The organism is Tumidithrix helvetica PCC 7403, from assembly GCF_965232925.1.
Taxonomy (GTDB): Bacteria; Cyanobacteriota; Cyanobacteriia; order Pseudanabaenales; family Pseudanabaenaceae; genus Tumidithrix; species Tumidithrix helvetica.
This window is the reverse complement of sequence record NZ_CBDDRA010000009.1, coordinates 67,649-80,087: the sequence shown is the minus strand read 5'-3', so window position 1 is coordinate 80,087 and position 12,439 is coordinate 67,649. Positions and strand designations below refer to the sequence as shown.

Here is a 12,439-nt window from a genome sequence, read left to right as displayed (position 1 = left end):
GGATTTATGAAAACTGCTGCAATTCCGCTCACCCAAATCGACATCCAGACTGCGATCGACCGCGCCCCCTTTGTTGTTGCGCCCGATGCCGTCTTGCAGGAAATTATTGAGAGTCAGCCAGATCGCCTCAATGGACTGGCACTGGTGGTGGAAAACGAGCAGGTGGTCGGTATTTTGACGGAAAGGGATCTATTATGCCTGATAGTACAACTCAATGCCCAGCAGCGATCGCTCGATACGATCGCGGTACGCGAGGTGATGACATCGCCTGTCTTGACAATGCGCGAGGCTGATTTTACCGATTTCTTTGGTGCTATAAATCTGATGCAGCAGCATCGCATTCAGCATTTACCGATTGTGGACGCACAGGATCGTTTGGTGGGGTTAGTGACCCATGCAAGTCTGATCGAGGCGATCGACCAACTGGAGCTATCTAAAATTGCAAAGGTCTCAGATTCCCACGATCTAGCGGGTGATGTGGAAAATCTGAACGAGAGTCGCGATCGCGAACCACCAGAGTCCCTTCTCCGCAAGTACGAGCGGGTGTTTTCTGCCACCAACGATGGCATTGCCCTCGTCGATCGCAACTATGTGTATCAGTTGGTCAACCATATCTACGTGCATCGGCATGGAAAAACAGCAGAAGAGATGCTCGGATGTACGATCGCAGATCTACATGGCGAAACGATTTTTCAAAACAAGATTCGACCCTTGGTCGATCGCTGCTTCACAGGTGAACCCCAACAATGTCAGACTTGGTTTGACTATAAGAATGGTGGACGTCAATTTATCAGAGCCACTTTCCATCCCTATTTCGAGCTAGATGGTACGCTTACAGGGGTAGTGATTACGACCCACAACCTGACTGCAATCAAGCAGGCAGAAACCACGCTCCAAAACCTGATTGAAGGCACTGCCACCACCACTGGAGAGGACTTTTTCCCTGCCTTAGTGAAACACCTCACCAAAGCTTTGAATGTTCCCTATGCCCTTGTGTCCGAACAGGTAGATGACGAACTTCATACCCTAGCTTTTTGGGCAAACGATACCCTGCAACCCAATTTTTCTTATGCTTTTGCTAAAACACCCTGCGAACGGACATTACAGGACGGCAAATTTTATTGCGAGTCCTTAGTTCAAGAGCAGTTCCCCGACGCTCTAAACTTGGTTGAACTGCAAGCACAGAGCTATCTGGGCATAGTTTTGAATGATATACATGGTAATGCGATCGGCAATCTATGCATCCTCAGCAAGCAACCGATCCAAAACCTACAGCAAGCAGAAAACATCCTGCGCGTTTTTGCTGTCCGTGCTGCTGCCGAACTAGAGCGAGAACGGGCGACTCAGGCATTGGAAACGTTAAATCAGTCACTGGAGAGGAAAGTAGCGGAACGTACCACTGCCTTGCAAGCCAGTGAAGAACGATGGCAGCTAATCCTAAAGGGTACAAACGATGGCATCTGGGATTGGGATCTGAGAACTAATAAAGTCTTCTATTCCGATCGCTGGAAGCAAATGCGAGGTTTTAACAGCGATGAGATTGGCGATACACCTGATGAATGTCTGAGTCGAGTGCACCCAGATGACTACGATCGTATGATGATGGCGGTTGACGATCATTTTGCTGGGAGAACCGAATTTTTTGAAGTGGAGTATCGAGTGCGGTGCAAAGATGCCTCCTATCGATGGATTTTAGATCGCGGTAAGGCATTGCGCGATCGGGCTGGGCAGCCTATTCGTATGAGTGGTTCTGAAACGGATATCACCGATCGCAAACTAGCCGAGAATGCCCTCCGCACGAGCGAACATCGCTATGCTGCCTTAGCTACGGCTTCTCCAGTGGCAATTTTCCGATTTGATGTACCCTTGAACTGTATCTACGTCAATGCTCGTTGGAGCGAAATGACGGGTAGACCCGCAGAATCAGCCCTTGGAAGAGGATGGATGGATGCTTTGCACCCTGACGATCGCGAGAGTCTTGTCGCCTATTGGACTAAAGATTACACTCGAGTGAAGTCAGGCAATCGAATTCTCGAGCATGGAGAAGGAAGGCATTTACGCCCCGATGGTAGTATCAATTGGTTCTACGTTCAGGTAGCACCAGAAATCGATGGAAATGGTTGCGTAGTTGGCTATATTGGTACTTTGATAGATATCACAGCGCGCAAACAAATTGAAACCAAAGTAGAGGAATTAAATTCTGCCCTGCAAAATGCGGTAGATGGAATCTCTCGACTGGGCATTGATGGATGCTATCTCTCTGTAAATCCTGCCTATGCCAGCTTGTGCGGCTACGAACCTCAGGAAATGATTGGGATGCCTTGGTTTCAAACAGTCCATCCAGAGGACATCGCTCTGTTAGAATCAGCCTATCAAGAAATGCTCCATACCAACAAGGTAGAAGTAGAGGCAAGGGGTGTTCGCAAAGATGGATCGGTCTTTTACAAGCAAGTCAACATGATTGCTGCCTATGACGAAGTCGGTAACTTTACAGGGCATCATTGCTTCATGAAGGATATCAGCGATCGCAAAGCGATTGAAGCTGCATTAGCTAACAGTGAATTGAAATTCCGACGCTTGGTGGAAGGCGCTAACGATTTGATTTGGTCAGCCGACAAAGAGGGTATGCTTACTTATCTCTCACCGCAATTTAAAACACTCTTTGGTTGGGAACCCAGTGAATGGATTGGCAAGTCGCTGATCGATCTTTTGCATCCAGACGATCGTCAATTGGTAGCTACTACGCATAGAGAGGACATCAAATCTGGCAAAAAGTCGATTAATCCTGAGTTCAGACATCGTCACCGAGATGGCCACTACATCTGGATGAGAGCCAGCGCCACACCCATTATCAATTTAGAAGGGGAAGCGATTGGCGCACAGGGAATTTTATCGGATGTTAGCGATCGCAAACAGATTGAGATCGAATTAGCAGAGAGCGAAGCTAAATTCCGCCGTTTGGTCGAAGATGGGAATGACTTGATTTGGTCGTCCGATCGTAATGCCTTATTTAACTATCTCTCGCCTCAATTTAAAACGCTTTTTGGCTTTGAGCCCGATGAATGGATTGGCAGATCCTGTATGGATCTCGTACATCCTGAAGATTTGGAGTTAAAGTTTGGAGCATATTTCGAGACGGTTCGATCTGGGCAAAAGTATAACAATCTTGAATTTCGCAATCTCCACCAAGATGGTCGCTATATTTGGGTGAGCGTCAACACCACACCGATCTTAGACTCCGAAGGTATTGCAATCGGTGCCCAAGGGATTTTAACGGATATCAGCGATCGCAAACAGGTTGAAGCGCAACTGCAAACTGCGAACGAGCAACTGATGCAATCTCATGCCGAACTAGCTCGCACTGTTGCTAACCTACAAAGGAACAACGCCCTGTTAACGGCTCAGCAAGAAGCTTCGTTTGATGGCATTCTCGTAATTGACGAAAATCGTCAGGTAGTTGCCTATAATCAGCGGTTTCTGAACCTATGCAACATTCCTGAATCCTTATTTGTGGATGGAGACGATCGCCAACTCATTTCCTTTGCTTTACAGCAACTCACCTATCCGAACGAGTTTCTAGAAATGGTTGAATACCTGTACGACCATCCTCAGGAGGTCAGCCGAGATGAAATTAGCCTCCTTGATGGACGAACCTTCGAACGATATTCTAGCCCCATTCATTCGGCTGACGAGTATTACGGTCGGATCTGGTTTCTCCACGACATCAGCGATCGCAAACAGGCTGCACTAGCGTTGCAACAGGAGCTGCGGCGGCGAAATACAATCTTTAATGCATCTTCCGATGGCATCCATATTTTAGATTTGGACGGCAATCTGATGGAATTTAATGACAGATTTGCGCAAATGCTAGGCTACACCCCTTCTGAAGTGGTTGGCTTTAATGTTGCTGACTGGGATGCCCAATGGTCTCCTGAAGAAATTCCCGAAATTCTCAAAGATAATTCATTGAACGAATCTACTTTTGAAACGCTCCATCGCCGCAAAGATGGTTCCATATTTCCTGTTGAGATTTCTCGGCGATCGATGGAGTGGCAAGGTGAATTGATTCTTGTGAATATTTCGCGGGACATTAGCGATCGCAAGCAAACCGAAATTGCCCTACAGGCTAGCGAAACTAAGTTCCGTCGGGTGTTTGACTCCAGCGTAGTCGGCATGGTATTTGCTGATTTTCAGGGACAGATTGTCAATGCCAACGATCGTTTTTTAGAGATTATTGGCTACACCAGAGCAGAACTAAATGCTGGGGCAATTCGTTGGGATACCATGACCCCACCTGAGTACGCACAATCCGATCTCGCTTCGATCGAATACCTCACCGAGCATGGCGCGATCGCCCCTTGGGAAAAGGAATACTATCGCAAGGATGGTAGCCGCGTTCCGATCCTGATCGGGGCAGCCCTGCTCCCTGGCACAGACAACCAAACCATTTGTGTGATTGTGGATATCAGCGATCGTAAAGAATACGAACACCGTTTAGAGAGATCGAATGCCGAACTCATCCGCGCTACTCGGCTTAAAGATGAGTTCCTAGCCAATATGAGCCACGAACTTCGCACCCCCCTCAATGCAATTTTAGGGATGTCCGAGGGATTGCTAGAAGAAGTATTTGGCGATCTGAGCGATCGCCAAAAGCGATCGATTGCGACGATCGAACGTAGCGGTCAGCATTTATTGGGCTTAATCAATGACATTCTGGAACTCTCAAAAATTGAAGCAGGTAAGCTAGAACTAACGACGGCAAAGGTTTCGATTGCTGAGCTTTGCCAATCGAGTCTGGTATTTATCAAACAACAAGCATTTAAAAAACAGATTCAACTAAATTCGACCCTGCCAAAAAATCTAGGAGAAATAATTTTGGACGAACGTCGGATCAGGCAGGTGTTGATCAATCTCTTGACCAATGCCGTAAAATTCACGCCTGCTGGTGGGCAAGTGACCCTAGAAGTACATCGCGAGCCGATGCAGATCGATTTAGCCGAGCGCATACAGGTAAATCATCCAACAATGCCACCTAAACTTCATGCTGAACCAGAAACCTGCCTTCCAGAGAACGGTTTCTTTCTCTGCATTTCTGTGATCGATACAGGTATTGGAATTTCTGCTGCCAATCAAGCCAAGCTGTTTCAACCTTTTGTCCAAATTGATAGCGCTCTCAATCGGCAATATGAAGGTACTGGATTAGGTCTAGCACTGGTAAAACGCATCGTCGAACTGCATGGGGGAGATGTTAGTCTTCGCAGCGAACTCGGTCAAGGTAGCTGCTTTACAGTCCGCTTACCTTACATCTGCGAGATTGAAGATCGGACAACCTCAACTTCTCCTAACGATCGCGAACAAAATCTTACAGCGATCGCCTCGCCTCAACCAGTCAACTCTCCCCCGATCTTACTTGCCGAAGACAATGCAGCCAATGTCAATACAATTTCGAGTTATCTGGAAGCTGTGGGCTATCGCGTGATTGTGGCGAACAACGGACGTGAGGCGATCGCTTTGGCAAAGGCGGAACATCCAGCTCTGATTTTAATGGATATTCAAATGCCTGAGATGGATGGGTTAGAAGCCATGCAACATATTCGTCGCGATCCAAACTTGGCGAACGTACCGATCGTGGCGCTCACTGCCCTAGCCATGGCTGACGATCGCGATCGCTGTTTAAAGGCGGGAGCCAATGATTACATTGCAAAACCGATCAAGCTCAAGCAGTTGGTGGCGACAATCCAACAGCTTTTAGCAGTAACATGATAAGACACAACGAGGGTTTCCTCGCACAAGAGAGTGGGCATGAACCAGTTTTCCAAGCAGATAGCTAGCGACACGCTTAACGACTCACTTAACGAATTTGAACCCGTTAACCTCACCAATTGCGATCGCGAACCCATCCATATTCCCGGCTCCATTCAGCCCCACGGGTTTTTGCTGATCTTGAGCGAACCCGATCTTCAGATCGTACAGGTGAGTCAAAATACCCAGGAGATTTTAGGAATTGCGCCTGAGGATCTGCTCGATCGCCCCTTAGGAAATTTCATCGCCAGCGATCGCCTTGATGCTGTTCGCGGTTGCCTCGATCTCAGTTTCGAGCATATCAACCCTCTCCCCCTTACCTTTGCGATCGGGGATAATGAACCCATGTGCCTTAACGGCATTGTGCATCGCGCTTTAAGCGGCGAGATCGTACTAGAGCTAGAGCCATTGGTTCCCGATGCCGAGCAAGATTTTTTTCAGTTTTACCGCCAGATCAAGGGCACGCTCGCCAAAATTCAGATGGCTGAAAATCTGACCGAGCTATGTAATCTAATCGTGCGTGAAGTCAAGCAGATCGCAGGCTTCGATCGCGTTATGGTTTACCGCTTTAACGAGCGAGGCGAAGGCACTGTGATCGCCGAAGACAGGCAACCAGATTTAGAACCTTTTCTGGGAATGCACTATCCTGACTCCGACATTCCCAAGCAGGCAAAGCACCTCTATACACTCAATTGGTTGCGCCTAGTTCCTGATGTCAACTACCAAGCGATCGGTTTACTGACTAGCGCAGCCTTGCTTTCAGAGGAGCCTCGATCTCCCTTAGACATGAGTCATTGCACCTTGCGATCGGTCTCTCCCATTCATATCGAATACCTCAAAAACATGGAAGTTGGCGCGTCCATGTCGATCTCTCTGATTCAGCAACAAAAGCTGTGGGGACTGATTGCCTGTCATCACAACACGCCAAAATTTATCCCCTACGAAGCCCGTACTGTCTGTGAGTTTTTAGGGCAGTTAATGTCCACAGAGCTGGCAGCCAAGGAAAACAACGAAAACCTCGACTACAAACTGCAACTCAAGGACATCCAAGGGCAATTTATCGAACGCCTAAGCAGAGCCACAGACTTTGCCGCAGAGCTGACAACTGCACCTGAAATGTTATTAAATCTGACAGGTGCTCGGGGAGCCGCCGTTTGCCAAGGGGAAGATATCGAACTCATAGGGCAAACCCCTACACAAGAAGATATCTCAACCCTTCTCGCTTGGTTGGTTGATAGTACAAATCCCGTTCTCAATGAGGAAATAAAGAATCGCTTTGAGCGCGATCTGTTTGTTACAGATGCCTTAGCCAAACTCTACCCTGAAGCAGAGGCTTACAAAAGCGTTGCTAGCGGTTTGCTGGCGGTTGCCATCTCTAAGATTCAACGTCGCTATATCCTTTGGTTCCGTCCAGAGCTTTTACAAACCGTTACTTGGGCAGGGAATCCCGAAAAGCCAAAGCGGGTGGAAGCAGATGGAAGTTTGATGATTTTTCCGCGTCAGTCCTTTGAGGCATGGCAGGAAATTGTGCAGTGCAAGTCTAGTCCTTGGTTACCCTGTGAAATTGAAGGAGCGATCGAACTGCGGCAAGCGATCGTCGATATTGTGTTGCGACAAGCAGACGAGCTTGCCAGTATCAATTTAGAATTGGAACGCAGTAACAAAGAACTCGATGCTTTTGCCTACATTGCTTCCCACGATCTAAAGGAACCTTTACGCGGCATTCACAACTATGCCACCTTTCTGTTGGAAGACTACGAAGATATCCTAAAAGCAGATGGGGCTGAGAAACTACATACCTTGGTGCGTCTGACTAAACGCATGGAATCCTTGATCGAATCCTTGCTCAAGTTCTCGCGACTGGGGCGGCAAGAATTGCAAATGCGGCAAATTGACCTCAACCAATTGCTCGACGATACGAGTGAGCTGTTTCAAATGAACCCTCAGTGGGTTGGATGTACCATTCGGATTCCTAGACCGTTACCCTTGGTTTGGGGCGATCGCGTCCTCGTCGGGGAGATCTTTACCAACTTGATCTCCAATGGCTTTAAATACAACGATAGCCATGAAAAATATGCAGAAATTGGCTGGCTCGATTTGAGCGACCCAGACAATAAAATGGTGACACTCTACGTTCGAGATAATGGCATTGGCATCCGCGATCGGCATTTGGAATCGGTATTTCGCATCTTCAAACGCCTACATGCGCAGGGAAAATATGGTGGGGGTACTGGCGCAGGGCTAACCATCGTCAAAAAAATCGTCGAACGCCACGGCGGTTCGATTCGCGTAGAATCCACCTACGGCAAAGGAACCACATTCTGGTTTACGTTGCCCATCCAAGTACCGACCGTAATCGTTTAACAAACTCTGATATGCAAAGGCTACTCGATTCACCTTGGGAAGATCTGAACAGTCCAGTCATTATGATTGTTGAAGACAGTGATGAAGACTTTTATGCTTTTTTGCGTGCTACGCGCAATCTAAACCGATTAACGCGATCGCCCTTTAATTTTTTACGTTTCCAGGATGGAGATGAGGCATTAGATTATCTGTTTCGCCAAGAGGTCTACGAAAATCTAAATGCTCCCCTACCTGTTGCCATCCTGCTCGACCTCAATTTACCTAGTACCGACGGGCGTGATATTATCAAGCAGGTCAAGCAAAGCCCAACACTCAAGATGATTCCCATTATCGTGCTGACCACCTCTAGTAATACGCTGGATATCGAAACTTGCTACCGCTACGGTGCTAACAGCTATCTATTAAAGGCAATGGGAACCGCTGAAATGCAAGAGGCTATTCAATCATTATTTCAATTTTGGTTTCATTTTGCCGTCCTACCCTACCACGCTCTACTCAGTCCCTAAGATAACGTGAATTCGATGAACCTCTTTCTCCCAGCCTCCCTTACCTAAAAGATGAGGGAGGAACAAGAAAAAATGGGGTTTTCAAGCCCCTCTCCTGCGAGGCTAAGGTATACACGCAAGTCGTCAAACTTAATTAAATCAAAGGTTTATCGCCCCCTAGCCCCCAATTCTGGGGAAGGATTCTTAAAGTCCCCCAGAATTAGGGAATTTAGGGGGCTAGATCGACTGACGTTATTTACCTTTACTTTACCTTCAACCTACATTCCGCCCGAACCGATCGCAGGATCGTTTGTGTAGACCAGAGCGCATAAGTACGCGTAGAATCTTGTCATTCGTTAAACTGAATGGAAAGTTGATTCTTAAAACCTTGTCAATGCAATGAGCTACTGCCTCAATCCCTATTGTCCAAAGCCGCAGAACCCAGAAGGTTTAAAGTTTTGTCAAACCTGTGGGGCTGGGTTAGTACTTAAGGGGCTGTACCGTGCGATCGCACCGATCGCCCAAGGGGGTATGGGTCGAACCTTTCGCGCGGTAGATCTGGGCAGGTTCGATCGCCTCTGTGCGATTAAGCAGTTTTTGCCGCAGGTGCAGAGCGATCGAGCATTACAAAAGGCAACAGAGTTGTTTACAAGAGAAGCAGAGCAACTGCAAGCATTGGGCAAACATCCCCAAATTCCAGAGCTAATCGCCTATTTTGAACAGGATCGCTGTCTGTATTTAGTCCAAGAGCTAATCGAAGGGCAAAACCTGCGCCAAGCCTTAACCCAATTTGGTGCATTTAACGAACAACAAATTCTGGGTTTATTGGCGAACTTACTACCCGTGATTCAGTTTATCCACGATCGCAACGTCATTCATCGCGATATCAAACCCGAAAATATTATTCAACGGCAAGAAGATCGAAGCTATGTGCTTGTGGATTTTGGGGCAGCAAAGGTGTTCGCAGATCCTGCCATGGTTGGCAAAACAGGTACAACGATCGGTAGTGCGGAATATGTCGCGCCTGAGCAAGCCAGAGGCAAAGCCGTGTTTCAAAGCGACCTCTATAGTTTGGGCGTTACTTGCATTCATTTACTTACCAATCTTCCACCCTTTGACCTCTATAACGATCGCGAAGATGTATGGATGTGGCGATCGCGGGTGGTTACACCGATCTCTGAAACGCTGGTTCGAGTTCTAGATCGAATGCTGGAGAGAGCGATCGCACGACGTTATCCCTCCGCGATCGCGATCCTGCAAGATTTAAAGATTCCCTATGCCAACACTATCCCTTTGGTGAATATCCAAGGGAATCCCAATGCGAATTTCGATGCAAATCCTATACTCACACTCAATTCCGTTCCTGAAGCTCAAGTGCAACTGGGCGATCCCGATGCTTTGCCCTTGGGCATGAAGGGAGTTAACGATGCGGAATTTTTTACTTTACAGGAATTCCTCGCCAAGGGAAGTTGGCAAAAAGCAGATCGACATACCAATTATCTAATTCTCAAAATCTCTAAAAAAGAGAACATATCGAACTTACGGGGAGAGGACATTACCAAATTTCCCTGTGCTGAGTTGTTCGCGATCGATCGACTATGGACAACCTATAGCAACGGACATTTTAGCTTTAGCGTACAAAAAGAAATTTGGGAGGGCTTAGGCGGCGGGCTGCTTTATTCCGAAGAGAACTACTGGCAGTTAGCAAAGACCTATCTTAAATTTAGCGATCGCGTGGGATGGACAAAAAAATCTTGGCTCTCGGCGCTATCGTCATCGCCCAAGTGGCTGAAGTATCAAGATCTTACATTCCGTTTAGATGCGCCTAAAGGTCATTTACCCAGCCTTTGCTATTGGGAAGGATTTAACACGATCGATCGCTTGTTCTATCGCCTACAGGTTTGCAAGGACAATTAGGCAATTTCTTAAAAAGCCCTTGGTTTGAAATGCTTCTGACGGTAGATTTACATTTATTTACAAAAAAGCCAACATTATATAAAGATTTGTAAATGCAACGACGGAATAGGAAATCTCACCATGACAGCAACCAAGATCGATTTAAAAGCGCTTAACGTTAACCCCACAGGTGATGGCATTATTGGGTTTAGTAACTTTGCCGAAACGTGGAATGGACGCATGGCAATGATCGGCTTTGCGGCTGGTTTGGCAAATGAAATCGTCACAGGCAAAGGCATCTTGGCTCAGATCGGCATCACAGGTGCTGGTGGTTTGCTCGTGGCTCTATTTCTCACAGGCTTTACGATCGCAACAATGGTTGGCTACTACGCGATCAAGGTTGTCAAGCTAGAAGAAACTGCAACACCTCAAGAAAGCGCCAGCTAAATTTCTCACCTCTCTCGTATCTCTTTTGTCTAAACCCAAAGAGATGTAAAAATGAAATATCAAAACAAAATTCCATTCAAGAGCGTGCAGTAGTGCGCTCTTTTTATTGTTTGCGATAAAGTGGTTACATCTAAAAAAGTTTACAAGGAAAAGTTTAGAAGTTCGTGTTAGATATCAAGCAAATTCGATCGCAGCCCGAGCAAGTCCAAGCCCGCCTTAATCTTAGAGGTGGCGATCACGATATTGGCAAAATTGTCGAGATCGATCGAGAAATTCGTTTATTAGAGACAAAGCGATCGCACCTACAGGCCGAAAGCAATGAAATTGGCAAACAGGTAGGACAAATGATGAGATCGGCTTCTAGCGGGCAAGAGCAAGAAATCCAAACCCTTAAAGAACGGGCAAATCAGATCAAGCAGGAAATTGCAGGTCTAGAACCCCAAGAAAAATCCCTGCGCGACCAAATCGATCGACTCCTCTTAGACATTCCCAACTTACCGAGCCAAACCACACCCGTCGGCAAAAGCGAAAACGACAATGTGGAAGTGCGGCGCTGGGGCGATGAATATAAATCGACGCGAACAGATATCTTGCCCCATTGGGAAATTGCTGAAAAACTAGGGATTGTCAACTTTGAACGTGCTGTCAAAATTGCCCAGACGCGATTTGTGACCCTTTTGGGTGCAGGGGCACAACTAGAACGCGCGATTACTACGTTTATGCTCAATACCCATACGGCTAAGGGCTATATCGAAGTACTTCCACCTGTATTGGTGAATACTGCCAGCATGACCGGTACGGGGCAGTTACCTAAGTTCGCCGAAGATTCATTTAAGTGCGCTGAAGACGATCTCTGGTTAATTCCCACCGCAGAAGTCCCTGTAACGAATCTGTATCGCGATGAGGTTCTCGATGGGGAGACGCTTCCGATTCGCCACTGTTCTTTCACGCCTTGCTTCCGACGAGAGGCAGGGAGCTATGGGCGAGATACCAGAGGACTGATTCGCTTACACCAGTTCAATAAAGTGGAATTGGTCAAGTTTGTGCATCCCGATACCTCTGCCCAAGAGCATGAGAGCCTAGTAGAAGATGCGGAAGCGATTTTGCAAGCGTTAAAGCTTCCCTATCGTGTGGTCGAACTCTGTACGGGCGATATCGGTTTTGGTGCGGCAAAGTGTTATGACCTTGAGGTATGGCTACCTTCGGCAAGTCAATATCGCGAGATTTCTAGCTGCTCGAATTTTGGAGATTTTCAAGCCCGTCGAGCCAATTTACGCTTTAAGAGCAAGGGCAAAAAAGGAACGGAATTCCTGCACACGCTCAATGGATCGGGCTTGGCTGTAGGTAGAACCATGACGGCAATTTTGGAAAACTATCAAGAACCCGATGGTCGTATCAAGCTACCTGAAGTCCTACAACCAATTATGGGCAGGGAGTATCTTTAG

General features: G+C 47.2%; 6 protein-coding genes. All 6 read left to right on the top strand.

All coding sequences use genetic code 11. The features are described 5' to 3' along the window. The first annotated feature begins 6 nt into the window (after positions 1-6). Positions 7-5,763, top strand: a complete 5,757-nt coding sequence (locus ACP2WE_RS10480) for a PAS domain S-box protein (RefSeq protein WP_425215503.1) — start codon at positions 7-9, stop codon at positions 5,761-5,763. Positions 5,764-5,802: 39 nt separating this feature from the next. After that, the gene (locus tag ACP2WE_RS10475; protein ID WP_425215502.1) at positions 5,803-8,166 is read left to right on the top strand and encodes an ATP-binding protein; all 2,364 of its coding nucleotides are present in this window, start codon (positions 5,803-5,805) and stop codon (positions 8,164-8,166) included. Between the two features lie 11 nt (positions 8,167-8,177). Continuing rightward, positions 8,178-8,672 (top strand): response regulator, encoded by a 495-nt coding sequence (locus ACP2WE_RS10470; RefSeq protein ID WP_425215501.1) that lies wholly within the window; start codon positions 8,178-8,180, stop codon positions 8,670-8,672. Between the two features lie 378 nt (positions 8,673-9,050). After that, positions 9,051-10,568: a protein kinase domain-containing protein gene (locus ACP2WE_RS10465; RefSeq protein ID WP_425215500.1), complete on the top strand. Its 1,518-nt coding sequence runs from the start codon at positions 9,051-9,053 to the stop codon at positions 10,566-10,568. A 120-nt stretch (positions 10,569-10,688) separates the two neighbouring features. Continuing rightward, positions 10,689-10,994, top strand: coding sequence for a CAB/ELIP/HLIP family chlorophyll-binding protein (locus ACP2WE_RS10460; protein WP_330485087.1), 306 nt, complete (start codon positions 10,689-10,691; stop codon positions 10,992-10,994). A gap of 164 nt (positions 10,995-11,158) precedes the next feature. Next, the gene (gene serS, locus ACP2WE_RS10455) at positions 11,159-12,439 is read left to right on the top strand and encodes a serine--tRNA ligase (protein ID WP_425215499.1); all 1,281 of its coding nucleotides are present in this window, start codon (positions 11,159-11,161) and stop codon (positions 12,437-12,439) included.

Coding starts and splice junctions, on each gene's coding strand:
- ACP2WE_RS10480 (WP_425215503.1), top strand. CDS start 7: ATGAAAACTGCTGCAATTCCGCTCACCCAAATCGACATCCAGACTGCG.
- ACP2WE_RS10475 (WP_425215502.1), top strand. CDS start 5,803: ATGAACCAGTTTTCCAAGCAGATAGCTAGCGACACGCTTAACGACTCA.
- ACP2WE_RS10470 (WP_425215501.1), top strand. CDS start 8,178: ATGCAAAGGCTACTCGATTCACCTTGGGAAGATCTGAACAGTCCAGTC.
- ACP2WE_RS10465 (WP_425215500.1), top strand. CDS start 9,051: ATGAGCTACTGCCTCAATCCCTATTGTCCAAAGCCGCAGAACCCAGAA.
- ACP2WE_RS10460 (WP_330485087.1), top strand. CDS start 10,689: ATGACAGCAACCAAGATCGATTTAAAAGCGCTTAACGTTAACCCCACA.